The organism is Mycobacterium sp. MS1601 (assembly GCF_001984215.1).
Lineage (GTDB): Bacteria > Actinomycetota > Actinomycetes > Mycobacteriales > Mycobacteriaceae > Mycobacterium.
This window is the reverse complement of the sequence record NZ_CP019420.1, coordinates 1,623,190-1,649,640: the sequence shown is the minus strand read 5'-3', so window position 1 is coordinate 1,649,640 and position 26,451 is coordinate 1,623,190. Positions and strand designations below refer to the sequence as shown.

At 65.6% G+C, this 26,451-nt stretch carries 29 protein-coding genes; 17 read left to right on the top strand and 12 right to left on the bottom strand.

Annotated features, from left to right (window positions below):
• Positions 1-33: 33 nt before the first annotated feature.
• Positions 34-957 carry a sugar-binding transcriptional regulator gene (locus tag BVC93_RS08070; RefSeq protein WP_083736718.1) on the bottom strand — a complete coding sequence of 308 codons (924 nt, stop codon included), beginning with the start codon at positions 955-957 and terminating at the stop codon, positions 34-36.
• Between the two features lie 170 nt (positions 958-1,127).
• Between BVC93_RS08070 and BVC93_RS08065 the strand changes: the two genes are divergently transcribed.
• From BVC93_RS08065 to BVC93_RS08005, 13 genes are all read left to right on the top strand, one after another.
• Positions 1,128-1,760: an SIS domain-containing protein gene (locus tag BVC93_RS08065; protein ID WP_236950291.1), complete on the top strand. Its 633-nt coding sequence runs from the start codon at positions 1,128-1,130 to the stop codon at positions 1,758-1,760.
• Positions 1,757-3,241, top strand: coding sequence for a xylulokinase (gene xylB / locus BVC93_RS08060; protein WP_083736716.1), 1,485 nt, complete (start codon positions 1,757-1,759; stop codon positions 3,239-3,241). Before BVC93_RS08065 ends, xylB begins: the two co-directional genes overlap by 4 nt.
• Entirely contained in the window at positions 3,238-3,897 is a 660-nt protein-coding gene (locus BVC93_RS08055) for a ribulose phosphate epimerase (protein WP_083736715.1), read from the top strand. Before xylB ends, BVC93_RS08055 begins: the two co-directional genes overlap by 4 nt.
• Positions 3,894-4,916 carry an NAD(P)-dependent alcohol dehydrogenase gene (locus tag BVC93_RS08050; protein WP_083736714.1) on the top strand — a complete coding sequence of 341 codons (1,023 nt, stop codon included), beginning with the start codon at positions 3,894-3,896 and terminating at the stop codon, positions 4,914-4,916. The genes BVC93_RS08055 and BVC93_RS08050 overlap by 4 nt, the downstream gene beginning before the upstream one ends.
• Positions 4,913-5,680 carry an SDR family NAD(P)-dependent oxidoreductase gene (locus tag BVC93_RS08045; protein ID WP_083736713.1) on the top strand — a complete coding sequence of 256 codons (768 nt, stop codon included), beginning with the start codon at positions 4,913-4,915 and terminating at the stop codon, positions 5,678-5,680. Before BVC93_RS08050 ends, BVC93_RS08045 begins: the two co-directional genes overlap by 4 nt.
• Positions 5,674-6,738: a zinc-dependent alcohol dehydrogenase gene (locus tag BVC93_RS08040; protein WP_083736712.1), complete on the top strand. Its 1,065-nt coding sequence runs from the start codon at positions 5,674-5,676 to the stop codon at positions 6,736-6,738. The genes BVC93_RS08045 and BVC93_RS08040 overlap by 7 nt, the downstream gene beginning before the upstream one ends.
• Before the next feature lie 2 nt (positions 6,739-6,740).
• Complete coding sequence (locus BVC93_RS08035; RefSeq protein ID WP_083736711.1) at positions 6,741-8,273, top strand: sugar ABC transporter ATP-binding protein; 1,533 nt, start codon at positions 6,741-6,743, stop codon at positions 8,271-8,273.
• Positions 8,270-9,301 carry an ABC transporter permease gene (locus BVC93_RS08030; RefSeq protein WP_083736710.1) on the top strand — a complete coding sequence of 344 codons (1,032 nt, stop codon included), beginning with the start codon at positions 8,270-8,272 and terminating at the stop codon, positions 9,299-9,301. Before BVC93_RS08035 ends, BVC93_RS08030 begins: the two co-directional genes overlap by 4 nt.
• A gap of 52 nt (positions 9,302-9,353) precedes the next feature.
• Entirely contained in the window at positions 9,354-10,409 is a 1,056-nt protein-coding gene (locus tag BVC93_RS08025) for a substrate-binding domain-containing protein (protein WP_083736709.1), read from the top strand.
• 36 nt (positions 10,410-10,445) lie between these two features.
• Positions 10,446-11,495 (top strand): sugar ABC transporter xylitol/L-sorbitol-binding protein XypA, encoded by a 1,050-nt coding sequence (xypA, locus tag BVC93_RS08020; RefSeq protein WP_083736708.1) that lies wholly within the window; start codon positions 10,446-10,448, stop codon positions 11,493-11,495.
• Between the two features lie 85 nt (positions 11,496-11,580).
• Positions 11,581-12,597, top strand: coding sequence for a linear amide C-N hydrolase (locus BVC93_RS08015; protein ID WP_083736707.1), 1,017 nt, complete (start codon positions 11,581-11,583; stop codon positions 12,595-12,597).
• Positions 12,598-12,655: 58 nt separating this feature from the next.
• Positions 12,656-12,979 (top strand): nuclear transport factor 2 family protein, encoded by a 324-nt coding sequence (locus BVC93_RS08010; protein ID WP_197687535.1) that lies wholly within the window; start codon positions 12,656-12,658, stop codon positions 12,977-12,979.
• Between the two features lie 45 nt (positions 12,980-13,024).
• The gene (locus tag BVC93_RS08005; protein ID WP_157516817.1) at positions 13,025-13,321 is read left to right on the top strand and encodes a hypothetical protein; all 297 of its coding nucleotides are present in this window, start codon (positions 13,025-13,027) and stop codon (positions 13,319-13,321) included.
• Here BVC93_RS08005 and BVC93_RS08000 read toward each other — a convergent pair.
• Positions 13,318-13,671 (bottom strand): UBP-type zinc finger domain-containing protein, encoded by a 354-nt coding sequence (locus BVC93_RS08000; protein WP_083736705.1) that lies wholly within the window; start codon positions 13,669-13,671, stop codon positions 13,318-13,320. The genes BVC93_RS08005 and BVC93_RS08000 overlap by 4 nt on opposite strands.
• Before the next feature lie 69 nt (positions 13,672-13,740).
• Between BVC93_RS08000 and BVC93_RS07995 the strand changes: the two genes are divergently transcribed.
• A complete protein-coding gene (locus BVC93_RS07995) occupies positions 13,741-14,181 on the top strand; it encodes an SRPBCC family protein (protein ID WP_083736704.1) in 441 nt (146 codons plus the stop codon).
• An 18-nt stretch (positions 14,182-14,199) separates the two neighbouring features.
• On the opposite strand, the gene BVC93_RS07990 is transcribed toward BVC93_RS07995, so the two are convergent.
• The 3 genes from BVC93_RS07990 to cynS all read right to left on the bottom strand — a co-directional run bounded on the left by BVC93_RS07990 (position 14,200) and on the right by cynS (position 16,310).
• The gene (locus BVC93_RS07990; RefSeq protein ID WP_083736703.1) at positions 14,200-14,907 is read right to left on the bottom strand and encodes an AIM24 family protein; all 708 of its coding nucleotides are present in this window, start codon (positions 14,905-14,907) and stop codon (positions 14,200-14,202) included.
• Positions 14,908-15,002: 95 nt separating this feature from the next.
• Positions 15,003-15,848, bottom strand: coding sequence for a formate/nitrite transporter family protein (locus BVC93_RS07985; RefSeq protein WP_083736702.1), 846 nt, complete (start codon positions 15,846-15,848; stop codon positions 15,003-15,005).
• Between the two features lie 15 nt (positions 15,849-15,863).
• Complete coding sequence (cynS, locus tag BVC93_RS07980; RefSeq protein WP_083740888.1) at positions 15,864-16,310, bottom strand: cyanase; 447 nt, start codon at positions 16,308-16,310, stop codon at positions 15,864-15,866.
• 168 nt (positions 16,311-16,478) lie between these two features.
• Here cynS and BVC93_RS07975 point away from each other — a divergent pair, with 168 nt between their 5' ends.
• The 3 genes from BVC93_RS07975 (at position 16,479) to BVC93_RS07965 (ending at position 20,204) form a co-directional block, all read left to right on the top strand.
• Positions 16,479-17,234, top strand: a complete 756-nt coding sequence (locus BVC93_RS07975; protein WP_083736701.1) for a helix-turn-helix domain-containing protein — start codon at positions 16,479-16,481, stop codon at positions 17,232-17,234.
• Between the two features lie 18 nt (positions 17,235-17,252).
• Positions 17,253-18,161 carry a TIGR03564 family F420-dependent LLM class oxidoreductase gene (locus BVC93_RS07970; protein WP_083736700.1) on the top strand — a complete coding sequence of 303 codons (909 nt, stop codon included), beginning with the start codon at positions 17,253-17,255 and terminating at the stop codon, positions 18,159-18,161.
• 147 nt (positions 18,162-18,308) lie between these two features.
• A complete protein-coding gene (locus BVC93_RS07965; RefSeq protein WP_083736699.1) occupies positions 18,309-20,204 on the top strand; it encodes a DUF222 domain-containing protein in 1,896 nt (631 codons plus the stop codon).
• Here the strand turns inward: BVC93_RS07965 and BVC93_RS07960 are convergent.
• Genes BVC93_RS07960 through urtA form a run of 7 tightly spaced genes read right to left on the bottom strand, consistent with a single transcriptional unit; the run spans position 20,181 to position 26,397 of the window.
• The gene (locus BVC93_RS07960; protein ID WP_083736698.1) at positions 20,181-20,867 is read right to left on the bottom strand and encodes an urease accessory protein UreF; all 687 of its coding nucleotides are present in this window, start codon (positions 20,865-20,867) and stop codon (positions 20,181-20,183) included. The genes BVC93_RS07965 and BVC93_RS07960 overlap by 24 nt on opposite strands.
• On the bottom strand, positions 20,860-21,342 hold the full coding sequence (locus BVC93_RS33515) for an urease accessory protein UreE (RefSeq protein WP_192860223.1): 483 nt from the start codon (positions 21,340-21,342) through the stop codon (positions 20,860-20,862). The genes BVC93_RS07960 and BVC93_RS33515 overlap by 8 nt, the downstream gene beginning before the upstream one ends.
• Positions 21,339-22,127, bottom strand: coding sequence for an urease accessory protein UreD (locus tag BVC93_RS33510; protein WP_236950290.1), 789 nt, complete (start codon positions 22,125-22,127; stop codon positions 21,339-21,341). The genes BVC93_RS33515 and BVC93_RS33510 overlap by 4 nt, the downstream gene beginning before the upstream one ends.
• Positions 22,124-22,744: an urease accessory protein UreG gene (gene ureG, locus BVC93_RS07945; RefSeq protein ID WP_083736695.1), complete on the bottom strand. Its 621-nt coding sequence runs from the start codon at positions 22,742-22,744 to the stop codon at positions 22,124-22,126. The genes BVC93_RS33510 and ureG overlap by 4 nt, the downstream gene beginning before the upstream one ends.
• A gap of 9 nt (positions 22,745-22,753) precedes the next feature.
• Positions 22,754-24,469, bottom strand: coding sequence for an urease subunit alpha (ureC, locus tag BVC93_RS07940; protein ID WP_083736694.1), 1,716 nt, complete (start codon positions 24,467-24,469; stop codon positions 22,754-22,756).
• Positions 24,470-25,159, bottom strand: a complete 690-nt coding sequence (locus BVC93_RS07935) for an urease subunit beta (RefSeq protein ID WP_083736693.1) — start codon at positions 25,157-25,159, stop codon at positions 24,470-24,472.
• Positions 25,159-26,397 carry an urea ABC transporter substrate-binding protein gene (gene urtA, locus BVC93_RS07930; RefSeq protein ID WP_083736692.1) on the bottom strand — a complete coding sequence of 413 codons (1,239 nt, stop codon included), beginning with the start codon at positions 26,395-26,397 and terminating at the stop codon, positions 25,159-25,161. Before urtA ends, BVC93_RS07935 begins: the two co-directional genes overlap by 1 nt.
• Positions 26,398-26,451 lie beyond the last annotated feature (54 nt).

The window sequence follows — 26,451 nt, the reverse complement described above, 5'->3', positions numbered from 1 at the left end:
CCAATCTGTTGTTTCTGCGGCGGTTTTCGACGGTCATGATGCCAGCACCGCGGAGGCGATTTCGGCGTCGGTGACCAACGATTTGATCAGTCCGGACATCAGGACCGATCGGGTGGCGGCGATCTTGGACGAGCCTGTCGCCAAGGCGATGACAGTGGGGATCGAGCGCAGGATTGCCTCGTCGACGCCCATCCGGCGTTCGTCGAGGCCGGAAACCCGCACGCCGTCGGAGTCCAGCAGCAGCGCGCAGGTCTCGGCGCACACCCCGGCCTGACCGAGTTCGGTTGTTTCCTCCGGGGTCAGCAGCTCATAGACCTGAGAGGCGCCGGGATACCAGGCGCCGACGGAGACGACGGCGCAGGTCACCTTGTTGTGCCGGGCCAGGGTCTCCTGGATCTGCTGCGTGCCGGTGAGGCTTTCGGCGGTGCGCGCGTCGGAGACCACCAGCGGTGCGTACATGGGCCAGGATCGTCCGCCGCTGATCTCGGTGATGCGGCGTACCAGGTCGACCCCGTTGGAGGTGAGGGTGCCTGCCATGCCGGTCAGTTGCACGACGTCGGCGCGGGGCAGCGCGGTGATGTGGTCGGCGATCTTGGTCAGGGTGCGTCCGCAGTCGACGCCGATGACGTCTTCGGGGCGCAGGATCGACTGCAGCAGTTGGGCTGTGGCCTTGGCGACGGCGTCCACCCGTTCGGCCGGGCTGTTCTCGTCGGTCAGCACCACATAGGCGTGACGGAGGTTGAACCGCCGCTGCAGCTCGGTGGACAGCTCGACGTCGATGGAGCCGGGGTTGTGGATGGTGATCTGGACCATCCCGGAGGCCAGTGCCTCATCGAGTTCGCGGGCCACCTTGAAGCGGGAGATGCCGAACTCCTCGGCGATCTGGATGCGAGTCCGGCCTTCGAGGTAGTAGCGACGCGCGATGACGGCACGTTGGAACAGCTCATCCGGCCCCATCGATGCCCTCCTCGGAGATTCTCATTGAGCTCAATCGACGCAGTGTAAGCCGCGAAATTGACGCATATCCCACCGCTCTGCTCATATGTGCAGGCGTATTGACATATGAGCATAGGCCCTGCATGATCTGGATCACAAGATCATCTGAGTATCGGAGAGATCAAATGAGCATGGACGACACAGAGCTGGCCGCGTTGGCCGGTGATGTGCTGTCCCGGGAGTCCCGGGCGCTGTCGGCGCTCGTGGGCGCCGTGGAAGCAGGAGTCGCCGAGGTGGCTCGCCGGGTGGTGGCCACCCCCGGCAAGATCGTCACCACCGGGTCGGGCACCTCGGGCATCATGGCCGAGCGTCTGGCGCACCTGCTGTCGGTGTGCGGAACGCCCTCGGTGTATCTGCCCGCCATGGACGCCCTGCACGGCGGGATGGGTGCTGTCACCGCCTCCGATCTGGTGCTCGCCATCTCCAAAACCGGCCGATCCAGTGAACTCACCAACCTGACCGCGAAGTTCGTGCAGCGCGGTATCGACGTCGTGGCCCTCACCGAGAACCCCGAGTCGCCGTTCGCGCTGGCCGCCACCACGGTGGCCGCGCTGCCCGCCACTCCGCCGGACGCCGACCCCGGTGACATGATCGCGATGGCCAGCACTCTGGCCGTCGGTGCCTGGGGTGATGCGCTGTCCGTGGTCACCATGGCCATGCGCGGCCACACCCTGGCCGATGTCGTCGAGAGCCACCCCGCAGGCGGTGTCGGACACCGCGGGGTGCAGCCGGGGGACGAGTCCGCGCCGGTGGTGCGGGTATGACGTCTTCTGTTGTCCTGGGCGTGGATTCGTCCACGCAGTCGTGCAAGGTCGAGGTGCGCGACGCGGACACCGGGCGGCTCTACAGCGCCGGGTCCGCGCCGCATCCCCCCGCCTTCCCGCCGAGCAGTGAACAGCACCCACTCGATTGGGTTGCGGCATTCATCGCGGCCACCAGAGCCGCGCTGGCCGGGTGTGCCGAACCGGTTGTGGTGCGCGCGATCTCGGTGGCCGCGCAGTGCCACGGCCTGGTGCTTCTGGACGCCGCAGGCCAGCCGTTGCGGGCGGCCAAGCTGTGGAACGACACCACCGGTGCTCCGAATCTGGCAAAGCTGACCGAGCGCATCGGCGCCGCGAACTGGGTGCAGCGCATCGGTTCGGTACCCACGGCCGCGTTCACCATCGCCAAACTGGCCTGGGTGGCCGAGCACGAGCCGGAACTGATGGACCGCATCGCCACCATCCTGCTTCCGCACGACTACCTGACGTACTGGCTGACCGGTGAGCGGGTGACCGATCGCTCGGAGGCCTCCGGTACCGGCTACTTCGACGCGGGCAACGGCCAGTGGATCACCGAATACCTGGATTTGGCTGCAGGCGACCGTGATTGGGCGCCCAAGTTGCCGACAGTGCTCGGCCCCACCGACATCGCGGGCACCGTGCGCCCGGCCGCCGCCGCCGAACTCGGCCTCCCCGAGGGTGTGGTGGTGGCACCGGGAGGCGGCGACCAGCACGCCGGCTACCTGGGCCTCGGGCTCACCGACGGTGACCAGTACTTCGGCATCGGCACCTCGGGCGTCGTCGCCACGTCCTCGCGAACCCCGGTGTTCGACCCGACCGGGATGATCGACGGTGTTGCGGACCTGACCGGCGGTTTCCTGCCTCTGGTCAGCACGCTCAACGCCGCCCGCGTCGGTGACCTCGCCGCGCGTCTGCTCGGCACCGACCTGGCCGGCCTCGAACAGCTGGCGCTCGCCGCCGGCGATACCCAGGGGCCGGTGCTGGTGCCGTTCTTCGACGGTGAGCGCAAGCCCAATCGCCCTGACGCACATGGTGCTTTCGTCGACCTCACCTCGCACACCAGCCGCGAAGAACTGGCCCGCGCCTTTGTCGAAGGGCCGCTGCTCTCCCTGCTCAGCGGGCGCGATCATCTCCGGGCCGGGGGCGTCGAATTCTCCAGCGGCATCACCGCCGTCGGTGGTGGCGCCCGCTCCAAGGCCACCCGCCAACTGCTGGCGGACCTGTCCGGCGAAGAAGTCATCACCCTCGACGCCGACGAGGCCACCGCCCGCGGCGCATGTGTCCAGGCGGCGGCCGTGTTGGCGGGCGGCGGTGTCGGCACCCTGATCGATGTGGCCAAACGCTGGCAGCCGCCGGTGCTGGGCGCCGCCACACCACGCAAGAGTGGTCGCGATGTCGCCGCGCTGCGGACGCGCTGGGCCACGGTGGCGCAGTCCACGCTGATCGACGGGGTGGACCGATGATGGCCACAGAACTGTTGGCGCCGTGGCACAAGCAGTTTCGCGGTCAGCTCGCCGGCTCGGTCTATGCCGCCGCTCCTGAAGCCAGAGTCGAAGCGGCCCAGGCACTTTCTGCGGCACAGCTGGATGTCCACGTGGATGTCATGGCCGAGTCCGAGGGTCTGCCCGCCGGCGTCAGCCTCACCGAGCTGAATCGCATCGCCGATACCGTGGACCCCGCCCGCATCGGGGTGCACCTGATCGGCTCCGCTGATTTCGTCGACACCATCCTGCAGTCCGTGCTCGCGGTGCGGCCGGCAGTGGTGTTTGTGCCATGGGCCGCGTTCACCGACGAACGGGCGGCGGCTATCCGCGCCGCCGGGGCCCAGGCGTGGATCGCGCTGTGGCGTGAGTGGGATGGGCTCGACGAAGCATCAGCACCGCAGTGGCCCTCACGGCCGGACGGCGTGCTGGTCATGCTCATCGAACCGGGCACCAAAAATCGTTGTGCGCTCGGCAGATTGGCTGTGGTGACGGCGTGCGCAGGCGACCTTCCGGTCGCGGTGGACGGCGGCGTCACCGAATCCGTAGCAGAACTGTGCGTCACCGCTGGGGCGAGTTCGATCGTCGTCGGCCGAGCCTTGCTCGCCGGACCAGCATCAGGAGAAGGAGCGAAATGACAACTACCGAAACCATGCGCGCCAGCGTGATGACCGGTCCGGGCAGCCTGGTCATCGAGGAGCGTCCGGTGCCGGTCCCTGGCCCCGATCAGGTGTTGATCGAGGTTGCCGCCGTGGGTGTGTGCGGCTCGGACGTGCATTACTACCGCCACGGCCGCATCGGCGATTTCGTGGTCAACGACCCGATGATCCTGGGGCACGAGTTGTCGGGCCGTATCACCGCTGTCGGTGAAGGCGTCGACCCCGGTCGCATCGGTCAGCGGGTCGCGGTGGAGCCGCAGCACCCCTGCCGCCGGTGCAAGCAGTGCAAGGCCGGCCGCTACAACCTGTGCCCCGAGATGAAGTTCTACGCCACCCCGCCGATCGACGGCGCGTTCTGCCGTTACGTCATCATCGATGAGGACTTCGCCTACGCCGTACCGGATTCCATGTCCGACGATGCCGCCGCGCTGCTGGAGCCGTTGTCGGTGGCCATCACCACCATGCGCAAGGCCGGCATCGTGCCCGGCTCATCGATCCTCATCGCCGGCGCCGGTCCCATCGGCGTCATCTGTGCCCAGGCCGCCAAGGCGTTCGGGGCCGCGCGCATCGTCGTCACCGACCTGGTGCCGTCGCGTCGTGAGAAGGCATTGAAGTTCGGCGCCACCGAGGTGCTCGACCCCGCCGCCGTCGACGTCTCGGTCATCGAGCCGGTGGACGCCTTCGTCGACGCCACCGGTGTGGCGGTGGCGGTGCAGAGTGGCATCAAGGCCGTCGGACCGGCCGGCAAGGTGGTGCTGGTGGGCATGGGTGCCGACGAGTACCCGCTGCCGGTCAGCCACATCGCCAATCTGGAGATCACCGTGACCGGCGTCTTCCGTTACACCGATACCTGGCCTGCGGCAATTCATCTGGTCAATTCGGGTGCGGTGGATCTGGACGCTATGGTCACTGGGCGTTACGACCTCGACCACGTCGCCGACGCCCTCGACAGCGACACCGACCCTGCCAGCCTCAAGTCGATTGTGAACCCCTCATGAGCAAGCGTTCCCCGTTCGATCTCTCCGGCCGCACCGCACTGGTGACCGGTGGCAACCAGGGCCTGGGCCTGGCTTTCGCCTTCGGGCTCGCGGAGGCGGGTGCCACAGTGGCCATCGCCGGCCGCAGTGCTGAACGCAACGAGAAAGTGGTCGCGGAAGCGGCTGCTCAAGGCCACACCTTCCACGCCATCACTGCCGACATCACCAAGTCCGAGGACGTGGAATCGATGACCGCCGACGCCATCTCGGCGCTCGGGCACCTCGACATCCTGGTGAACAACGCGGGCACCTGCTACCACGGCGAGTCGTGGACGGTGAAGGAGTCCGAGTGGGACGCGGTGTTCGATCTCAACGTCAAGGCGCTGTGGGCCTGCTCGCTGGAGGCGGGCAAGCACATGCGTGAGCGCGGCAGCGGCTCCATCATCAACATCGGCTCGATGTCGGGCATGATCGTCAACCGCCCGCAGATGCAGCCGGCCTACAACGCCTCCAAGGCCGCGGTGCACCACCTCACCAAATCCCTTGCCGCCGAATGGGGTCCGCTGGGCATCCGGGTCAACGCACTGGCCCCGGGCTACTGCAAGACCGAGATGGCGCCAGTGGACCGGCCCGAGTTCAAGCAGCACTGGATCGACGACACCCCGATGCTGCGCTACGCCATGCCTGAGGAGATCGCCCCGTCGGTGGTGTTCCTGGCCAGCGACGCCTCGTCCTTCATCACCGGTTCGGTGCTGGTGGCCGACGGGGGTTACACCGCATGGTAGGACGCGGCGCGACCAACAGGAGAGTTGTCGTCAGCGCGCTCGACGACATCACCATCGAGACCGTTGACGAAGAGCAGCCTGCCGCGGGCGAGGCGCGGGTGCGCACCACCGTCGTCGGCATCTGCGGCTCGGACCTGCACGCCGCCTGCGGTCGGCACCCGTTCATCGACCTGCCCTACCGCCCCGGCCACGAGGCCGTGGGCGTGGTGGACGCGGTGGGTGACGGGGTCGATGAATCCTGGATCGGCAAACGCGTTGTGGTGGAGCCCAATCTGGCGTGCGGGCACTGCACCCAGTGCAAGGCCGGCCGCTACAACATCTGCAAGGACCTGCTGGTGCTCGGCTGCCAGACTCCCGGAGCGCTGGCCGACACGTTCAGCGTGGCCATCGACCGGCTGATCCCGCTGGCCGACGAAATCGACGACCGCCACGCCATCCTGGTCGAGCCGCTGGCCACCCCGGTACACACGGTGCGCCGGGCCGCCGAAGCGGTCGGCGACCTCAAGGACCGTCCCGTCGTGGTGATCGGCGCCGGACCCATCGGCCTGTTCGTCCTGCTCGCGGCAAAACACGCCGGCGCCAAGGTCGTGGTGGCGGATCTGTTGGAATCCAAGCGGGCGCGCGCCGAACGCCTGGGCGCCGCAGGGACGTTCGATCCCACCGCACCCGATGCGGTTCAGACGGCGTTGGAACTGCTGGGTGGCCCAGCCGCCGTCGTGATCGACTGTGTATCCCGCGAGAGCTCGGTGGCCCAGGCCGTCGACCTGGTGGACAAGGGCGGTGCCGTGATGATCGTCGGCGTCGCCGAAGGCGCCACCCCGGTACCGCTGGGCCTGATCCAGGATCGTGAACTGGCCCTGATCGGCAACCTGATGTTCGTGCGCGAGGACTTCGAGGCGGCCATCGAGCTGCTGTCCTCGGGAGCCGTGCCCATCGAGGAGATCATCAGTGCAGAGTTCGATTTCGAGCATTCCGCGGACGCGTTCGCCGCGTCGGCCGATGCGGAGAACGTCAAAGTGCTCGTGACGGTGGGCCCCATGGGTGGAGAGGTGAGCTAGCCATGGCGGCGCTGCTTGAATGCGAAGACATCCAGAAAGCGTTCGGTGGGGTGCCGGTGCTCAAGGGCATCACCTTGAACTTGGAGCCGGGTACCGTGACCGCCCTGGCCGGCGAGAACGGCGCGGGTAAGTCGACGCTGATGAAGATCATCAGCGGTCAGTACACCGCCGACCACGGCACCGTCACGGTCAAGGGCGCGAAAATCACCGGCGGGAACACCAAGGACGCCGTCAAGCACGGCGTCGCGATTGTGCCGCAGGAGTTGGCGTCCATCGAGGACATGACGGTCTACGAAAACCTGTTCGTGGGACGGGAGATCAAGACCGGGCCGTTCCTCAACCGCAGGGCCATGATCGACGAGGCCCGTGATGCGCTCGCCGTTTTCGGTGTGGCCATCGACCCGAGTGCCCGTATGGGCAGCCTGCCGGTGGGCCTGCGTCAGATCGTCGAAATCGTCAAGGCAGCACGCACGGGAGCGCAGGTGGTGATGCTCGACGAGCCCACCTCGGCGATCTCCGAGCGTGAGGTCGAGGGCCTGTACAAGATCGTGCGCCAGCTGCGCGAACACGGCGTCGCCATGGTGTACACCACCCACAAGATGGCCGAGATCCGCGCCATCGCCGACCGGGTGGTGGTGCTACGCGACGGTGGCCTGATCCTGGACAAGACCATCGCAGAAGTCTCCGACGACGACATCGTGACCGCGATGATCGGCCGTGAGCTCGAGGCGCTGTTCCCTGATCGTCCCGAACCCGGCACCGACACCGTGCTCGAGGTCAAGGACCTCATGGTCGAGGGTGCCAACGGTCCGGTGTCCTTCAGCGTCAAGGCCGGTGAGATCGTCGGTCTGGCGGGCCTGGTGGGCGCGGGACGCACCGAACTGCTCGAGGCGATCTTCGGCGCCCGGCATTCCAACAGCGGTCAGATCCTGGTGCGCGGCAAGCTGGTCAAGCGCAACGCCCCGGCGGCGGCAATCACCGAGGGCATGGCGATGGTCCCAGAGGACCGCAAGCTCTCTGGTGTGGTGCTGTCGATGAGTGTGCTCGACAACGGCTCGCTGCCAAGACTTTCGGCGTTCTCGGTGGGCGGCTGGCTCAAGGGCAAGTCACGTACCAAACAGATTTCCGAGGTGATGAAGTCGGTGCGGCTGCGCAGCCGCGGGCTCTCCCAGGAAGTAGGCACACTTTCCGGCGGCAACCAGCAGAAGGTGGTGCTGGCCCGCTGGCTCACCGGCACGGTCAACGTGCTGCTGCTCGACGAGCCCACCCGTGGTGTGGACGTCGGTGCCCGCAGTGAGATCTACCGCATCATCACCGAGTTCGCAGAACAAGGCATGGCCGTGTTGATGGCGTCATCGGACATGCCGGAAGTCGTCGGGTTGTCCCACCGCGCATTCGTCATGCGAGGCGGCGAACTCGTCGGCGAGCTCGACCGAGACGCTCTCGACCATCCGGAGGTCCAGGAGTCGGTGTTCCGACTGGCGACCGCACTCGAGGCCAGAACCGACACAGGAAACCAGGAGGCTGCATCATGACCACCAAGGAAGACACCGCTCCGGAGTCTGGGGGCACCACCACGGTGGCGTCCCCGGTCACCGGTGAGCCGGTGAAACTCTTCTCCCGGGACTGGCTGGGTGCCATGGCATTGCGGTACGCGATGTTCATCATCCTGCTGCTGGTCATCTGCTACTTCAGCTACCGCAGCGCGCGCTTTGCCACCCCGGACAACCTGATTACCATCCTGGTGGCCGCCGCGCCGTTCGCTCTCATCGCGTTGGGACAGACGCTGGTGATCCTCACCGGCGGTATCGACCTGTCGGTGGGTTCGGTGATCGCGGTATCGGCCATGGCCGGTGCGGCCACCGCCAAAGCCAACCCCGGCCAGGTGTGGATGACTGTGCTGGTCGCCATGCTGGTGGGTCTTGTGGTCGGCTGCCTCAACGGTGTGATGGTCTCGCGCTTGAACGTTCCACCGTTCATCGCGACATTGGGCACCCTGACGGCGGGCTCGGGTGCGGCCTATGTGATCGGCGGCGGTGCCCCCATCAACGGTCTGCCCGCGGAGTTCGGCTCCATCGCCAACACCAAGATCCTCGGTCTGCAGATCCCCGTGCTGCTGATGATCATCGGCATCATCGCGCTGGCCGTCGTCATGAAGCGCACCACTTACGGCATGCGGGTGTACGCCGTCGGCGGTAACCGTAACGCCGCCGAGATCGCCGGTATCAACGCCAAGAACGTGCTCTTCAGCGTCTACGCCCTGTCGGGTCTGCTGGCCGGTCTGTCCGGCGTCATGCTGGCCTCGCGCGTCATCTCCGGCCCGCCGAACCTCGGCCAGGGCTACGAGCTGGACGCCATTGCCGCCGTCGTCATCGGCGGCGCCAGCCTGATGGGTGGCCGCGGCTCCATCTGGGGAACGGCCCTGGGCCTGTTGATGATCCAGACCCTCAACAACGGCCTGGACATCCTGGTGGTGCCGGCCTACTGGCAGGACGTGATCAAGGGTGTGCTGATCGTGTCCGCCGTGGCGATCGACGTCTGGTCTTCGAAACGAAGAACCTGACGCTCCACGAGTTCTGACACAACCAACCGAAAGAATATGGGAGAGAAGGCAGATGAGACTGGGGACAAAGATGTTCGCCATTGCCTCGGCCGCGGCGCTGGGGCTCGGTGTGACCGCATGTGGGGCTGGTGACGATTCCGCGTCGGGCGGAGAAGGCGGAGCCACCCGAATCGGCGTTTCGGTGTACGACATGAGCTCGTTCATCACCGCCGGCAAAGAGGGCATGGATCAGTACGCCAAGGACAACAACATCGAATTGGTCTGGAACTCGGCCAATCTCGATGTTGCGACGCAGGCCAGCCAGGTCGACTCCTTCCTCAACCAGGGTGTCGACGCCATCATCGTGGTTCCGGTGCAGGCAGATTCGCTGGGTCCACAGGTCACCGCGGCCAAGGAGAAGGGCATCCCGCTGGTGCCGGTGAACGCCGCGCTGGACAGCCCGGACGTGGCCGGCAACGTGCAGCCAGACGACGTGGCCGCCGGTGAGCAGGAGATGCAGATGATGGCCGACGCGCTCGGCGGCCGCGGCAACATCGTGGTCCTGCAGGGTCCGTTGGGCCAGTCTGGCGAGCTGCAGCGCACCGAAGGCATCAACAACGTCCTGGCCAAGTACCCGGACATCAAGGTGCTGGCGATGGACACCGCCAACTGGAAGCGCGACGAAGCCGTCAACAAGATGAAGAACTGGATCTCCGGTTTCGGTGACCAGATCAACGGTGTGGTGGCCGAGAACGACGACATGGGTCTCGGTGCGCTGCAGGCGCTCAAGGAATCGGGTCGCACCGTGCCGATCGTCGGCATCGACGGCATCGAGGACGGTCTGAACGCCGTCAAGAGCGGTGAGTTCATCGGCACCTCGCTGCAGAACGGCACCGTGGAGCTGTCCGCCGGTCTGGCTGTGGCCAACGCCCTGGCCAAGGGTGAGGACGTCAACAAAGAGCCCGTCTACATCATGCCTGCCATCACCCAGGACAACGTCGACGTCGCCATCGAGCACGTCGTCACCAAGCGTGCCGAGTTCCTGGCCGGCCTGTCTGAACTGACCAAGAAGAACCTCGAAACCGGCGACATCGCCTACGAGGGCATCCCCGGTCAGACCGCCCCGTAATCCCCGAACCGACAGCACGAAAGAGAAAGAGAACCAATGAAACTGATCACCAAGATCGGCGCGGTCGCCGCTGCCGGTGCACTGGGCCTCGGGCTGACTGCCTGTGGTGCCGGCGACGACGCCGCCAACAGCGACACCACCCGTATCGGTGTGACGGTGTACGACATGAGCTCGTTCATCACCGCCGGTAAGGAAGGCATGGACACCTATGCCAAGGCCAACAACATCGAATTGGTGTGGAACTCGGCCAACAACGACGTCTCCACCCAGGCCAGCCAGGTGGACTCCCTGATCAACCAGGGCGTCGACGCCATCATCGTCGTTCCGGTGCAGGCTGATTCGCTGGCGCCACAGGTGGCAGCGGCCAAGGAGAAGAACATCCCGCTGCTGGCCGTCAACGCGGCACTGGAGACCCCCGACCTGGCCGGCAACGTGCAGCCCGACGACGTGGCCGCCGGTGAGCAGGAGATGCAGATGATGGCCGACCGCCTCGGCGGCCGCGGCAACATCGTGATCCTGCAGGGCCCCCTCGGTGGTTCCGGTGAGATCAACCGCGGCAAGGGCATCGACAACGTGCTGGCCAAGTACCCGGACATCAAGGTGCTGGCCAAGGACACCGCCAACTGGAAGCGTGACGAGGCCGTCAACAAGATGAAGAACTGGATCTCGAGCTTCGGCCCGCAGATCGACGGCGTGGTCTCGCAGAACGACGACATGGGCCTGGGCGCCCTGCAGGCGCTCAAGGAAGCCGGTCGCACCGACGTGCCGATCGTCGGCATCGACGGCATCGAGGACGGCCTGAACGCCGTCAAGAGCGGTGAGTTCATCGGCACGTCGCTGCAGAACGGCACCGTGGAGCTGTCGGCCGGTCTGGCCGTGGCCAACGCCATCGTCAAGGGCGAAGACGTCAACACCGAGCCCGTGTACATCATGCCGGCCATCACCCAGGACAACGTCGACGTCGCCATCCAGCACGTCGTCACCGAGCGGCAGCAGTTCCTCGACGGCCTGGTCGAGCTGACCAAGAAGAACCTCGAGACCGGCGACATCGCCTACGAGGGCATTCCTGGGCAGACCGCTCCGTAACAAGCCAACTGAATACCCCGCAGCGGGCCGGTCACCTTCGGGTGGCCGGCCCGTCTGCTTTTCGACGCGCACTAGGGTGTGGGCCATGTGCACTCGCGTGATGTGGCCCGATGCCGCCGGTGCGGTCCTGGTTGGACGCAACATGGACTTTCACCGGGACCTGATGACCAACTTGTGGAAGCAGCCGCGGGGCGTGACCCGCGACGATGGCGTTGCGGGCCGGCTGACGTGGACGTCCAAATACGGAAGCGTTATCGCCACGGCCTTCGACATGATCTCGGTGGACGGCATGAACGAGGCGGGGCTGGCCGGCCATGTGCTCTGGCTGGCCGAATCGACGTACGGACAGTACGACGACTCGCGTCCGGCGCTGAGTCAGGCCACCTGGTTGCAGTACTTTCTCGACAACTGTGCGACCGTCGCCGAGGCTGTTGACTGGGTGACGAAAAACGATGTTCAGGTGATCCAGATGCCCGACCCCACGGGCGGTGAGCCGCCCACCATTCATCTCGCGCTCGACGACGCAACCGGCGATTCGGCCGTCATCGAGTACATCGGCGGGCACGCGACGGTCTATCACAGCCCCGACTTTCACGTGATGACCAACTCTCCCACCTACGATCAGCAGCTCGAGTTACTCAAGCAGTGGGAGGGTCTGGGCGGTGACCTACCGCTTCCCGGCGACACCGTGGCCGAACACCGCTTCGCTCGAGCTGCCTACTACGTGTCGCGATTGCCGCAACCGGCCAGTCAGCTCGAGGCGGTGGCGGGCATGTTCAGTGTGATCCGCAACGCGGCACAGCCGTTCCGCATCCCCGATCCGGGTAAACCCGATGCATCACAGACCATTTGGCAGGTTGTACTGGACCTGACCAACAAGCGGTACATCTACGAGTCGACCACCCGTCCGAATGTGGTGTGGGTTGACCTCGCTGATCTGGACTTCAGTGAGGGGTCGGCACAGCTCAAACTGGATCTGCTGAGCAAGCTGTCGCTGGAAGGCGGGATCGCAGGCAACGTCGCAGCGGATTTCGCCGATCACGGGCCCATGACGTTTCTGTCGTTCAAGCTGTTGGAACAACTCGAGACCAAGACCAAGTAGGAGACATGCACCCCTTCCGCGCCGCCGTCGAAGCCGGCGACTTCGCCGCCATCCCCCGATGTGTTCACCCGACGTGGTGTTCCGCAGTCCCATCGCCCACAAGCCGTACCAGGGCCGCGAGATGCTGGCGGTGATCCTCGGTGCGGTGTCACGGGTGTTCGAGGACCTGACCTATGTGCGCGAGTTCGGCGACGCCGAGAACCATGCGTTGATCTTCACCGCCCGCGTGGGGGAGCTGGAGATCAACGGCTGCGACTTCCTGCACACCGGGCCAGACGGGCTGATCGACGAGTTCATGGTGATGTTGCGGCCGCTGAAGGCGGTGACGTTGTTCGCCGAGAAGATGAGTGTGGAGTTCGAGAAAGCCATGAGGGGCGAGTAGCGCACTACGCGTGTGACCGCCGCCGGCGCGCGGGACCATCGTGTCATGGCCAGCATCGGCAGGGACGGGATGACCGTCCGCAGCCAGCAGCGAGACGACCGCAGCTGGCTGTTCACCGTCTGTTACACCGCGTGTTTCAGCGACGACGACCTGGGGCACCGTTTCGACGACACGGTGGCGATCCGAGAGCTACACGGCTACAACAGGATTGCCGAGGCACAGCACTGCGTCACCTTCACCGCCACCAGCACCAGGGTGTGGCGCAAGAAGCGGATCGTGGTGCAGGCTCCCGCCATCGAAGCCGTCTGTGCGGAGATCTGCCTGCACCAGCACTCGGCCTAGCCGCGCAGGCGCTGCAGCTGCTCGAACCAGTCGGACGGCACCCGCCCGCGAGGACCAGGCACCGTCTCGTCGGCGGGCCGGGAGTCGGGCGGCGCCAGCTCCGGACCCTCGTAGTAGTCATTGGTGGAGAAGTCCCAGAACCAGTCCTCACCCGGCTCGAAGGACTGGATGATCGGATGGCCGGTTTCGCGCCAGTGACCGCTGGCGTGCTTCATCGGCGAGTCGTCGCAACAACCGATGTGGCCACAGGCCGCGCAGCGGCGCAGATGCACCCACCAACCGCCGGCTTCGTCGCATTCCACACAGCCGGTCCCGCTGGGTGCCAGGGTCGGATCGATATCCACGCTCATGGTCTTCGACACTAGTGCCGATGGGGGAAACGCGACCGGGTCTCAGCGCGGCTCGCTAGTGTTCGGGCCATGGCAGTCACCGATTCCCGCGAAGTCGTCATCGAAGCCACGCCCGAGGACATCCTCGACGTCATCGCCGACGTCGAGTCCACGCCCGAGTGGTCGCCGCAGTTCCAGCGCTCCGAGATTCTGGAGACCTACCCGGACGGCAAGCCCAAGCAGGTCAAGAACGTGGTGAAGGCTGCCGGGCTCACCGATGAGCAGGTCATCGAGTACACCTGGGCCGAAGACAAGGTCAGCTGGACGCTGGTGTCCTCTGGTCAGCTCAAGCAGCAGGACGCCAGCTACACGTTGGTCCCCGACGGCGACAAGACCCGCGTGACGTTCGACATGTCGATCGACCTGTCGGTGAAGCTGCCCGGTTTCCTCGTCAAGAAGACGATGAAGGGCGGCATGGAGACCGCCACCGACGGCCTGCGCAAACAGGTACTGAAGGTCAAGAAGAGCTGAATGTTGCTGGCACGCTGATCAGTTGCCGTCGCTGGTTTTGTCCGGCAGGTAGGGCTCGATGGCGGCCGCCAGCTTGGCGACGGTCATCGACTGCAGCCAGAACCGGCCCGGACCGTGCAGTTCGGCCATGAACAGTGAGTCGCCGAACATCTTGTTCTTCACCCCGCGGACGCTGGCGAAGCTCAGCTGCATCTCGGCCCGGTACATGGCCAGGTGGCCGGGGTGGACCATGAACGACTGGCCGGCAGGCAGGTCGTACTCCACCAGCTCGCCCGCCACCTGCATCCATGCCACCCCGTTGCCGCTGAGCTTCTGGAAAACCACACCAGCCCCGCCGAAGATGCCGGCGCCCAGCTTCTGCTGCAGCCCCACCGACACCTCGACGTCAGGTGTGCTGGCCATGTATGCGCCGTTGCCCACCATGTAGGTGTCGGCGGGGTCGATGCGCAGTTCCCGGATGACGCCGGGCAGGTTGGTCGACAACGCGATCAGCCGGCCCGGAGCCTGCGCGGTGTACTGGGTGAGGAACAGCTGACCCCCGCCGAGCATGCGCTTGAGGCCGCTCATGAAACCACCCCGGCCGCCGGATCCGAAACGGGTGGAGGTCTCGATGGCGAAACCCGGAGTGAACCAGGAGACGTCGCTGCCCTCGGCGACGATCGCCTCACCGGTGTCCAGGGTGAGTTCGAGGATCGGCATGGTGTTGCCGACGATGGTTGTCTTCACGCCGCCAATCTACGTCTGGATGTGTGGCGAAGTCACCAGGTCGGGCCCCCCATCCCGCATCTCCTGGTGAGATCTGCGGGACGGGGGCCTCGGCGTCACGCGGGTTGGGTGGCCGACGGCAGGAACTCCTTGCCGCGGTTGCGTGGTGGCTGCGTCTTGCCGTGGGTGGTGTAGATGACCAGGCCTACGAATGTCAGCCCACCCACCAGATTGCCCAGGACTGTGGGGATCTCGTTCCACACCAGATAGTCCCCGATGGTGAAGTCACCGCCGAGAAGCAGCCCGGACGGGAACAGGAACATGTTGACAATAGAGTGTTCGAACCCGAGGTAGAAGAACACCATGATCGGCATCCACATTGCAATCACCTTGCCGGACACGCTGTCTGACATCATGGCGCCGACCACACCGGTGGACACCATCCAGTTGCACAGTACTGCGCGGACAAACAGCGTCAACATGCCCGCGGCACCGTGTTCGGCGTAACCGACGGTGCGACCGTGGCCGATCTCGCCGATGGCCTGCCCCACCGCGTCGGGGGCGACGGAGAATCCGTAGGTGAAGTAGATGGCCATCAGCACCGCCACGGTGAAGGCGCCGGCGAAGTTGCCCACGAACACCAGGCCCCAGTTACGCAGCAGCCCACCGATTGTCACGCCGGGGCGCTTGTCCAGCCATGCCAGTGGCACCAATGTGAAAACGGCTGTGAGCAGGTCGAAGCCGAGTAGGTGCAGGATGCAGAAACCGACGGGGAACAGCACCGCCCCGAGCAGCGGTTGGCCGGTGTTCACGGTGATGGTGACGGCGAATGCGGCGGCCAGAGCCAGGATGGCCCCGGCCATGTAGGAGCGGATCAAGGTGTCGCGCGTTGACATGAAGACTTTGGCCTCGCCGGCGTCGATGATGCGTTTGGCGAGTTCTTTCGGTGTCACATAGGACATGTCAGTGTCTCCGTTTCACCACTGGTAAGGCAGGAACTTGCCGTCGATGGTGACCACCACGCGGTCACCGCCGGCGTCCGCCCGGCGCTCGAAATTCACGTTGCAGTTGATGGCGCTCATGATTCCGTCGCCGAACTCTTCGTGGATCAGCGCTTTGAAGGCGGGACCGTAGACGTTGATCAGCTCGACGAACCGGTAGATGGTGGGGTCGCTCTGCAGTGACGTGTCCGCGGTCCGGTAGGGCTGGCGCTGGATTGCTGCAACGGTCTCATTGCTCAGGCCGAGCAATTCACCCACGGCCGCTGCTTCTTTGGCGGGTACCGGGTGGCTGCCCAGCAACGCAGCGGTGGTCCAGACGAGCGGCCGTCCGATGTGGTCGGCGATCTTCTGCCAGGTGAGGCCGGTGGCAATCCGCCGGGCTTCGATTTCTGCAGTCGCCGGTGAGGCGGGGTCGTACGCCATGAGTTTCTCCTTGTCCGTGGTTGTCTCCATCGGATCGTCTTGAGCTGGGCTGCGACAACGGCAGGACGCGCACGCCATCCGGCATTTCGCGCAGAGGGGCATCGGGTTAACCAGGGTGTTACGGCGGGGGAAAGACCGCGCAACTCGGCGCTCCTAGCGTCGGATGCCATGGGGACTGTCGACGCGGGTCTGTTGTCCGCCGTCGTCGACGCCGCTCCCACTCCGTTGTGGGTCATCGAGGCGGATGGCACGGTGGCCTTGGCCAACAAGGCGGCCGTCAGCGTGCTCGATTACGCCTCGGTCGGTGATGTGATCGGTGCTCCGAGCCACGACACCCTGCATCAGTGGCGACCGGACGGGTCGCGTTATGCCCCACACTGCTGCCCGATCGTGGACCACCGCGGAACGCATGTCGGCTCCCACCCCGAGCTGTTCTTCACCCGCGTCGGGCGGCCCATCCCGGTCACCTGGTCCATCCGGCCCCTGGGTGACGGAGGGGCCAAGCTGTTGTCGTTCACCGACGTCACCGATCAGATGGCGGTCCGCCGCCGGGACTTCGCCGGCGCGCCGTCGCGCGCCGAGATGCGGGCGCGCCTGCTGGCGCACGTGAGCATGAGGTTCCGCGATCCTGCGTTCACCCCGGCGGTACTGGCCGGAGAATCTCATCTGTCACTGCGTCTGGTGCAGCAGCTGCTGTCCGAGGACGGTCGGTCGCCGGCAACCGAGATCCGGCGCAAGCGGCTGGAGCTGGCCTGCACGCTGCTGCGGAGCGGGTCGACGGTTCATCACGCTTGCCGTGCCAGCGGTTTCAGTGAGGCCGGCACGTTCACCAGGGCTTTCCGCCGCCAGTTCGGCATGGCACCCAGTGAATGGTTGCGCAAGGTTTCGAATCAACAGGAGTCTGCGGAAATAGTCGCTCTGTGAGCCTGGTTGCACGGAGGCATGGCCACAGGAGTTGTGCTCAATCCGGACTTGACGGCAGCCAACACCGTCGATGACGCCATCGCTCGTGCGCGGCGAGTGTATGAAGCCGGAGTCCGTCAGATCTGGATAGCCCAGCGGGTCGACATCGACGCGATCGCTCTGGCCGGCCTGATCGGTGCCGCCGTGCCCGGTCTCGGTGTCGGCACCTCGGTGGTGCCCATAAACCCGAGACATCCGTTGTTGATCTCCGCGGCGGCACAGACCGCTCAGGCGGCATCCCACGGCCAGTTCACCCTGGGGTTGGGACTCGGCGCGCCGGATGTCGAAAAGGCAGCCTTTGGCCGGACGTGGCCCAATGTGGTGACGCGGTTGCGCGAGCACCTGACCGTGCTGCGGTCGATCCTCGATACCGGTGCCGTCGACTTCCGGGGCAGTGAACTCGGGGCCAGCCCGACATGGCCGGTGGCGGTGCCCGGCGGCGAATCCATCCCGATCTACGTGGCGGCCATGGGGCCCAAGGCGCTCCAGATCACCGGTGAGCTGGCCGACGGAACCCTGCCGTATCTGGCGGGCCCCCGCACAGTGGGGGAGTTCATCGTGCCCACCCTGGTCAAGGCTGCCGCCGGCCGGCCCGCACCGAAGGTGGTCGCGATGGTGCCCGTTCTGGTGACCGACGACGAGTCCGCCGGAAGGGCCTATGCCGCAGAGCAGTTGGCGTTCTACGAAACCATCCCGTCGTATCAGAAGGTGATCGCCCGCGAGGGTGTGTCGTCGGTGGCGGACCTGGCTGCTGTCGGGTCTGCTGCCGACGTGTCCCGGCACCTGCGCCGCTATCTAGATGCTGGTGCGACGGACGTGGTGCTGAGCCCGCTGCGCTCCGAACCCGGTGATCTGGAGGCGAACTCGGCGATCGCCGCCGAACTCTAGGCCTCAGGTTTTGCCGAGCGTGCGTGTCGCCGGTGGACACGCCGATGGATTCGCGTGGGTTTCGCGCTCGTCGAGGTGTGAATTCTCATCTGTCACTTCTGTTTTGGCTGACAATTTCTTGTCGGACCGGGTCGATATCGTGAGGACATGTTCGCCGATCTTCCCGATTCCGCAGGGCGGTCCAGCCTCAGTGACACTGCGCTGGATACTGCGATCACGGAGTGGACCACGGCGATCGCGTCTGCGTCCGGACACCGACTCCTGCTCATCGCCGAAAAGACCCGCCGCAACTACACCGACGACCACGACACCGACGAGGACACTGAAGCGGCCTGGAAATCGGCGGCCAACGAAGTCGCCCTGGCCACCGGAACCTCACCCGGGCGTGCGTCCGGCGATATGGAACTCGGGGTGGCGTTGGCGACCAAGCTGCCGAAGATCGCCGCCTTGCTGTTGGTCGGTCAGATCTCGGAATACCTCGCCCGGCGCATCGTGTACCGCACCGGCAACATCGTCGACGCAGACCTGCTGGCGCAGGTGGAAACCCACATCGCCGAGGCCGCCGAGGGGTGGGGCAGGTTGTCGGTGAAGAAACTCGACGACGCCATCGATGTCTGGGTCCACCGGTATGACCCCGCCGCGCTGCGGACAGTGCGGGTGCGGGTGCGTGATCGCGGTGTCGACATCCTGGAAACCAAAGACGGGGTCACCACCATCGTCGTGCGGCTCAAAGGTGTCGACGCGGCGCTGTACTGGCAACGCATCACCCTCATGGCCCAAGGCGTCTGCACCAACGATCCCAGGACCTTGGATCAACGCCGTGCAGATGCCCACGGCGCGCTCGGCGCCGGATACCTCCATCTGGCGTGTGAATGCGGCTCACCTACGTGTCCCGCCGTTGATGACGATGGTCGGGCCTCGCACGTGTTCGTCCACATCTACGGTGAAGCCGCCACCCTCGACGCCGAACCCGATCCCTTCCTGGACGGCGACAGCCCGCTACCCGCTGACCCGAACCAGCGGCCGATGAATGTCATCCTTCGCTATCCGGACGGCACCCGCGTCCTTCCCGACGGGACCCGTGTCCACCCCGATGAGGCACCGACATCGGACGCCGAAGACGACGCCACCAGCTCCAGCGAGCAGGTCTTCAAGGCTGAGTGCCGTAAGACTGCACAGTCCCAGCACGTCGACATGCCTGTAGTCGACGCTGACTCAGAGCGCGACACCGCCGAAGCTGCGGCTGCCGAACCGGTTTCACCCGACACCGACGCCGCAGCCGAAGCCGCCACCCTCGAACCGATGTCACCGGACAAAGACCGACCGGTCACACCCGCTGCGTTCGTCAATCCGCCGCCGGGCATTCTCGTCGGGTTCGGCGCAGTCCCGGCGGCGCTGGTCGCTGCGCTCATCGCCAAAGGCGCCAAGGTTCGGTACCTCACACCACCCGGAATCGATCCCGAAGACCACTACCGGGCCTCCGCAGCCCTGGAACAGTGGTGCAAAGCCCGGGATCTGACGTGCCGGGGACCGAACTGCGATCGGCCGGCGCAGTTCTGCGATTGGGATCACACGACACCGTGGCCCGCCGGTAAGACACATGCCTCCGGAGGAAAAATGTATTGCCGTACACACCATTTCGGCAAGACGTTCTGGCCCGGCTGGTCCGACGAACAGCGTCCCGATGGCACCATCATCTTCACCACCCCGAGCGGCCGGACTTACACGTCCAAGCCGGGCAGCCGCCTGTTCTTCCCCACCATCAGCACCACCAGCGCGCCCATCGACACCCCACCACCGCAACCGAACCCGCCGGACAAGATCGGCAAAATCCCCAAACACCGAAGACGCAACCGCGCCCGGGAACGCGCCTACCGCATCAAGGCAGAGCGCGCCTACAACGACGCCCACCCCACCGAAACCCCCGTCGACGTCACCGCCGTCCAGCGCACCTACATCATCGACCACACAACCCCGACCAACGCCACAGATACCGATGACTCGCCACCACTTAGAAACTCAGCTGGCGAACAGCCGCTGTGATCGATTCTCGTGTCGCATACCGGCGATCTCGAGTTGCATGGTGGTGCTCGCCATCTCTTCGAGCGGACGCGAGCAGGCGGCGTCCGCCAGTGCGACGACACCTTCGACACTGCGGACCTGGATCCGTTGCGCTTCCAGCGGGCCAAGACGTCCCAACCGGACGGCGGCGCTCAGCACTGCGGCCAGTGCGGACCGCAACGAACCCAGGACCGCGGTGTGCACGCTGACGCCGATCGCGGCCTGAACGGCACCCTCCACCACCGCGAGGTTTCCGGGAGTGGACCCGGCAATCACCGCCGTGAGATATCCGTCTGAGGAGCACAGTCCGACCTGCTGCGCGGTCACCGCCAATTGACGGCCCGCCGTCTGAGAGGCGGACCGCGCGTTGCCCGTCAACTTGTAGGACGTGAGCACGGTGTCCAGCTCACACAGCGTCACCATGGAGGGTGTCGCACGCCAGGCCGCCGCCGTCACCGTCGCATCCAGCGTGGCCACCGCGAACGTCAGGTAGTCCAGTGCGCACACTTCGATCTCCGCACCGCGCGCGCAGGGATGCAACGCCAGCCACTCTTCGAACCCGTTGCTGTGCACCATTCGGCCGGCGGGAAAGGCGCTGTCGTGCAACTGCATCCAGAGCGCCAGAGCGGCGGGGTTGTCAGTCATGGGAATGAGAATGGGCGTGGGAGGCGGAGGTTCGAGACCACCCGTCGGCAGCCAGGGGCACGTCGGCGACCTTGCCCACCACACCCAGGTCGGCCAGCAGATGCTCGGCCGCGTGGGCGCTGGTGAACAGCGGTGCTGCCACCGAGTCGGCAGAGATGTCGACGGGCGCATGCTGATTGCCCAGCACATACCCCAACAAAAGCATGGCACGCGGATCGTTCTGGTCGAACCGTGCCACCACAGCGGGCTCAGCGGGCCGACGCACCACCACCACCTGCTCGCCGTCGTCGGCGATCACCGCGCCGTCGTGCAGAAACGTGCCGCGCGGCATCAGGATCCGCACCCGCACACCGGTATCGGCAGTCACCAGCTGCCGAGGCTTGACGGCATCACCCCACCCGATGTCCACATGATGCACACGACGGGAGGCGAAAGCGGGGTCGGTGATGTAACCCAGGATGGCGTCGGCGTTCACAAGAGAACCTTCCCTCGGATGGCGTCGAGCAGGGCCTGCTGAGTGCGGTGCAGATCCGGCGCATGATCGGTGGTCAAACGAACGAGAATTCCCACCGATGACGGCAGCTCGCTGGCACCACCCCGCACCGGGGATTCGGAAAGCACCGACCGCACGACCGACAACAGTGTGCCGGAGGAGAAGGAGGGCGCGACCACCATCAGCGTCGCGAGATAGTCGGCGTCGACCAGTCGGGCGGCGGAGGGCGGCTCGAGCAGCACCAGGTCGCGGGCCACTGTGCGGCCGTCGACCGAGACCCTGACGGCGCTGCGGTAGCTGCGGTAGCGGTATCGCTCGCCATGACCGATCCGGCCCGCCGCCAGAGCTTCCCATCCGAGGTAGCGTCCGGCGGAATCCACCTCGATGTCCATCACCTGGGTGAATGACGAATCCCTGTGCGGGATGACAGTTTTGGGGAGATACTCCAGCGTGGCAGCACCAGCAACACAGAAGCTGAGTCGGTGGCGGGAGCCGGTGCCGCGGCCGGCGAACACCTGGGTGGCGGCCTGGGTGGTCAGCCGCAGATGGGAACCGGGCTCGGCATGGACGTCTGTCCGCAGGTCGTCATCGGAGAATGTTCCGCCGCTGGGACTCTGCACACACACCATCGCGGCGTCCGGAAATGCCTCGTCGTGGTACAGCGGCGTCGTCATCCGCTGCGGATACCGCTGCTGCATCGACGCAGCGCGGGTGCGGCCGGACCCGTCGACCGCTACCCGTAGCCCCAGCGTGCCGGCCGGGATCACGACGACACCGGCTCCAGCATGGCACCGGACACCAACTGCGTCATGACGTCGGACAGCCCCTGGCCGGAGCGCAGGTCGGTGAACACCGTCGGTTTCACCGGCCGCGCCGCCGCACAGTCGTGCCGCATCCGTTCGAGGTCGGCACCGACGTAAGGGGCCAGGTCGATCTTGTTGACCACCAACAGATCTGCCTGCAGCAAGCCGATTCCGTTCTTGCGTGGGATGTCGTCACCGGCTCCGGTGTCGATGACGAAGATCCAGTAGTCCACCAGATCGGAGGTGAAGGTCGCGGCGAGGTTGTCGCCACCGGATTCCACCAGTACCACGTCGAGATCGTCGAACGTGGCCGACAACCGGGCGATGGCGGCAAGGTTGGCCGACGGATCCTCCCGGATCGCGGTGTGCGGGCACGCTCCGGTCTCGACGGCCAGAACCCGCGCCGGGTCGATGACGCCACTGCGCCGCACCCGCTGGGCGTCCTCGTCGGTCACCAGGTCGTTGGTGATCACCGCAACGCTGAACCCGGCTGCGAACAGCTCCGGAACCAGCGACTCCACCAGGCGTGTCTTTCCGGAGCCGACGGGACCGCCGATTCCGATTCGCACGGGGTCGGACATCAGAACCTCCTACTTGATCGAGTAGCGCCGGCCCAGCGGCACCGACTGCATGGGCACGCTGTCGCACACCTGGCCGTCGACCTCCACGCGATAGGTGTCGGGGTCGATGGTGATGGCCGGCAGGTAATCGTTGTGCAGCAGATCGGCTTTGGTCAGTGACCGCGAACCGTGACACCCCACCAGAGGGGTAGCCAGACCCAGCCGGGCAGCCAGATCCGACGATTCGGCTGCTGCGGCCACGAAGTTCACCGACACATCCGCGGGTGTCTTGCCGAACGCGGCCCACTGCGGCCGGTACTTCAACGGCTCGCACGTCATCAGCGAAGCGTTGGCTTCACCCATCACCGACCACGCCGGGAACCCGCCCTTGAACACCACCTCAGGCCGGATGCCGAAGAACTTCGGTTCCCACAGCACGATATCGGCGAGCTTGCCGGGTTCCAGTGAGCCCACCACATGATCGATCCCGAACAACTTGGCCGGGTTGATGGTCAACTTGGCGACATAACGCAGAATGCGGGCATTGTCGGATCCGGTGCCGTCGTCAGCCGGTAGTGCACCGCGGGTGGCGCGCATATGGGAAGCCAATTGCCATGTCCTGGCGATTGTCTCACCGATTCGACCCATGCCCTGGGAGTCCGACCCCATCGCAGAGATGGCCCCCAGATCATGCAGCACATCTTCGGCGGCGATGGTCTCACGCCGGATCCGGGACTCGGCGAAGGCGACATCCTCGGGGATCCTCGGGTTGAGGTGGTGGCACACCATCACCATGTCGAGGTGCTCGTCGAAGGTGTTCAACGTGTAGGGGTTCGTCGGATTCGTCGATGACGGAAGGCAATACGATTCACCGACCACCCGCATGATGTCGGGGGCGTGCCCGCCGCCGGCGCCTTCGGCGTGATAGGTGTGGATGGCGCGGCCGCCGATGGCTCGCATGGTGTCTTCGAAGAATCCGGATTCGTTCAACGTATCCGTGTGGATCTGCACCTGCAGATCCAGCTCGTCGCCGGCATCCAGGGACGCTTTGATGGCAGCAGGGGTGGCGCCCCAGTCCTCGTGGATCTTGTAGCCGATGGCGCCGGCCAGCCCCTGCTCGATCAGCGGTGCGGTGCTCGACGAACTGCCGTTGGCGATGAACCCGAAGTTCATCGGGAATGCCTCTGCCGCAGTGAGCATCCGCGCCAGATTGTTGGGACCCGAGGAGGTGATCCCCACCGTCACGGGGCCGAGGCCGCCGCCGATCATGGTGGTGACGCCACTGGAGATGGCCTCTTCGACCAGGCCGGCGCTGTCGAAATGCACGTGCACGTCGATGGCGCCCGCGGTGGCGATCATCCCTTCACCGGCCCGGATGTCGGTGCCCGCGCCGATCACCATTCCGGGATCCACACCGTCCATGGTGCGCGGGTTTCCGGCCTTGCCGACTCCGGCGATCTTTCCGTCACGAATACCGATGTCGGCCTTTCGGATTCCCAGCACCGCGTCGATGATCAGGACGTTGGTGATGACGAAGTCCAGCGCTCCCTCGGCGTTGGTGATGTCACCGTGCACAGCCATGCCCTCACGCATGGTCTTGCCGCCGCCGAACACGGCCTCGTCGCCGTAGACGGTGTGATCGTGCTCGACGCGGGCCAGCAGTTCGGTGTCGGCCAGGCGCACCCGGTCACCGGTGGTGGGGCCGAACAGTTCGGCGTAACGGGCTCGGCTGATGCGGTATGCCATCTAACTCTCCTGGTTCAGGTAGCCCGCCTGCAGGAGCGCGGTCAGATGAGGCTCGGGGGAGCCGGTGGTGGATCCGTTGGTCATGCAGTTCTGCCCGATGACCACCCGCTCACCTCCGTATGTCGTCAACAACACCTCCTGTGTCTCACCCGATTCGAACCGCACCGCAGTGCCGGACGGGATGTCCAGACGCTTGCCGAAGGCAAGGGCTCTGTCGAACCGCAGCGCGCGGTTGGCCTCGAAGAAGTGGAAATGAGAGCCCACCTGGATCGGCCGGTCGCCGGTATTGACCACGGTCACCGTGACACCGGGCCGTCCGGCGTTCAGCTCGATTTCACCCTCTTCAGGTAGAATCTCACCGGGTTGTACTGTCGCGGAACCGGATCCAGGCCGGATGGCGTCATGTACGGTCACCAGCTTCTGTCCGTCGTCGAAGAACGCCTCCACCTGCACCGAGCCCATCAAGACGGCGACACCGGCAAGCACGTCGTCTTCGGTGAGGATCTGAGCGCCATGAGCGGCCGCGTCGGCCACCGACGCGCCGGCGCGGGCGGCCTCCACCACCTCGTCGGCGATCAGGGCCCGAGCTTCGGGGTAGGTGAGTGCCAGCCCGGCCGCCCTGCGCTTGCGCGCCAGTTCAGCGGCCAGGAACAGCAACAGGCGGTCCTCGTCCTTGGGAGTCAGGTGCATCAGCCGGTGATTCCTTCGGCCCAGGGGTAGCTCTTCAGGAAGGGATCCGGGGTGATGGGTTCGGGCGATTCCCACACCTGGTCGATCAAACCGCTCGGTGCGACGACGCCGATGCGAGCGGTTTTGGTGACGTGGTGATTCTCGCCGTCGATGGTCACCGAGCCTTCGGGTGCGTCGATGGTGACGCCGCCGGACGCTGCCTGGATGTCGGCCACCTTGAACGAATCCGCCTTCTCCACAGCGGCTTTCCACAGGTACACCGCGGTGTAGGCGGACTCCATGGGATCAGAGGTCACCCGGTCGGGGCCGTACTTGGCCTTGAAGTCGGCGACGAACTTCTGATTGGCCGGGGTGTCGAGGGTCTCGTAGTAGTTCCACGACGACAGCTGTCCCACCAGGGTGTCGGCGCCGATGCTCTTGACTTCCTCTTCGCCGACGCACATCGACATCACCGGCATGGTCTCCGCGGTCAGGCCCGCGCTGTTGTACTCGCGGAAGAACGACGTCAGGGATGCTCCGACCACGACATTGAAGATGGCATCGGCGTCGGCGGTGCGGATCTTGTTGACGATGGTGGCGAAGTTGGTGCTGTCCAGCGGCGCGTAGTCCTCACCCTTGATCTCCATGCCATTGGCCGCTGCGTAGGCCTTGACGATGGCGTTGGAGGTGCGCGGGAACACGTAGTCACTGCCGACCAGGTACAGCGACTTGACGCCCTGTTCCTTGAGGTAGTCCAGCGACGGGATGATCTGCTGGTTGGTGGTGGCGCCCGTGTAGTAGATGTTGGGCGACGATTCCAGACCCTCGTACTGCTGGCCGTAGTACAGCAGCGCGTTGGCGTCCTCGAACACCGGCAGCATCGCCTTGCGGCTTGCAGAGGTGTAACCGCCGAAAACTGCTGCGGCACAGTCGCTGTTGACCAGCTTGTTGGCTTTTTCGGCGAACACGGTCGGGTCGGAGGCGCCGTCCTCGGACAGCAGGTCCAGCTGCTTGCCCAGCACCCCGCCGTCTGCGTTGATCTCGTCGACGGCCATCACGATGGCGTCGTGGATGACGGACTCGCTGACGGCGAGACCGCCGGACAGCGAGTTGATGGCGCCGATGGTGACCTCGGGCCCGGAGGTGTCGACGCAGCCTTCGGCAGCTGCTACGGGTTCATCGCTGGCGCGACTACCGCATGCGGCCAGCACGGTGGTGGTCGCCAGCAGGGCGGCGGTGACACGGAATGTCCTGTTCATGGGTGACGAGCGTAGAAATGCCAGGCCGGAGGGTCCATGGGAGGAATCTCCCAT

Coding starts and splice junctions, on each gene's coding strand:
- BVC93_RS08070 (WP_083736718.1), bottom strand. CDS start 957: ATGGGGCCGGATGAGCTGTTCCAACGTGCCGTCATCGCGCGTCGCTAC.
- BVC93_RS08065 (WP_236950291.1), top strand. CDS start 1,128: ATGGACGACACAGAGCTGGCCGCGTTGGCCGGTGATGTGCTGTCCCGG.
- xylB (WP_083736716.1), top strand. CDS start 1,757: ATGACGTCTTCTGTTGTCCTGGGCGTGGATTCGTCCACGCAGTCGTGC.
- BVC93_RS08055 (WP_083736715.1), top strand. CDS start 3,238: ATGATGGCCACAGAACTGTTGGCGCCGTGGCACAAGCAGTTTCGCGGT.
- BVC93_RS08050 (WP_083736714.1), top strand. CDS start 3,894: ATGACAACTACCGAAACCATGCGCGCCAGCGTGATGACCGGTCCGGGC.
- BVC93_RS08045 (WP_083736713.1), top strand. CDS start 4,913: ATGAGCAAGCGTTCCCCGTTCGATCTCTCCGGCCGCACCGCACTGGTG.
- BVC93_RS08040 (WP_083736712.1), top strand. CDS start 5,674: ATGGTAGGACGCGGCGCGACCAACAGGAGAGTTGTCGTCAGCGCGCTC.
- BVC93_RS08035 (WP_083736711.1), top strand. CDS start 6,741: ATGGCGGCGCTGCTTGAATGCGAAGACATCCAGAAAGCGTTCGGTGGG.
- BVC93_RS08030 (WP_083736710.1), top strand. CDS start 8,270: ATGACCACCAAGGAAGACACCGCTCCGGAGTCTGGGGGCACCACCACG.
- BVC93_RS08025 (WP_083736709.1), top strand. CDS start 9,354: ATGAGACTGGGGACAAAGATGTTCGCCATTGCCTCGGCCGCGGCGCTG.
- xypA (WP_083736708.1), top strand. CDS start 10,446: ATGAAACTGATCACCAAGATCGGCGCGGTCGCCGCTGCCGGTGCACTG.
- BVC93_RS08015 (WP_083736707.1), top strand. CDS start 11,581: ATGTGCACTCGCGTGATGTGGCCCGATGCCGCCGGTGCGGTCCTGGTT.
- BVC93_RS08010 (WP_197687535.1), top strand. CDS start 12,656: ATGTGTTCACCCGACGTGGTGTTCCGCAGTCCCATCGCCCACAAGCCG.
- BVC93_RS08005 (WP_157516817.1), top strand. CDS start 13,025: ATGGCCAGCATCGGCAGGGACGGGATGACCGTCCGCAGCCAGCAGCGA.
- BVC93_RS08000 (WP_083736705.1), bottom strand. CDS start 13,671: ATGAGCGTGGATATCGATCCGACCCTGGCACCCAGCGGGACCGGCTGT.
- BVC93_RS07995 (WP_083736704.1), top strand. CDS start 13,741: ATGGCAGTCACCGATTCCCGCGAAGTCGTCATCGAAGCCACGCCCGAG.
- BVC93_RS07985 (WP_083736702.1), bottom strand. CDS start 15,848: ATGTCCTATGTGACACCGAAAGAACTCGCCAAACGCATCATCGACGCC.
- cynS (WP_083740888.1), bottom strand. CDS start 16,310: ATGGCGTACGACCCCGCCTCACCGGCGACTGCAGAAATCGAAGCCCGG.
- BVC93_RS07975 (WP_083736701.1), top strand. CDS start 16,479: ATGGGGACTGTCGACGCGGGTCTGTTGTCCGCCGTCGTCGACGCCGCT.
- BVC93_RS07970 (WP_083736700.1), top strand. CDS start 17,253: ATGGCCACAGGAGTTGTGCTCAATCCGGACTTGACGGCAGCCAACACC.
- BVC93_RS07965 (WP_083736699.1), top strand. CDS start 18,309: ATGTTCGCCGATCTTCCCGATTCCGCAGGGCGGTCCAGCCTCAGTGAC.
- BVC93_RS07960 (WP_083736698.1), bottom strand. CDS start 20,867: ATGACTGACAACCCCGCCGCTCTGGCGCTCTGGATGCAGTTGCACGAC.
- ureG (WP_083736695.1), bottom strand. CDS start 22,744: ATGTCCGACCCCGTGCGAATCGGAATCGGCGGTCCCGTCGGCTCCGGA.
- ureC (WP_083736694.1), bottom strand. CDS start 24,469: ATGGCATACCGCATCAGCCGAGCCCGTTACGCCGAACTGTTCGGCCCC.
- BVC93_RS07935 (WP_083736693.1), bottom strand. CDS start 25,159: ATGCACCTGACTCCCAAGGACGAGGACCGCCTGTTGCTGTTCCTGGCC.
- urtA (WP_083736692.1), bottom strand. CDS start 26,397: ATGAACAGGACATTCCGTGTCACCGCCGCCCTGCTGGCGACCACCACC.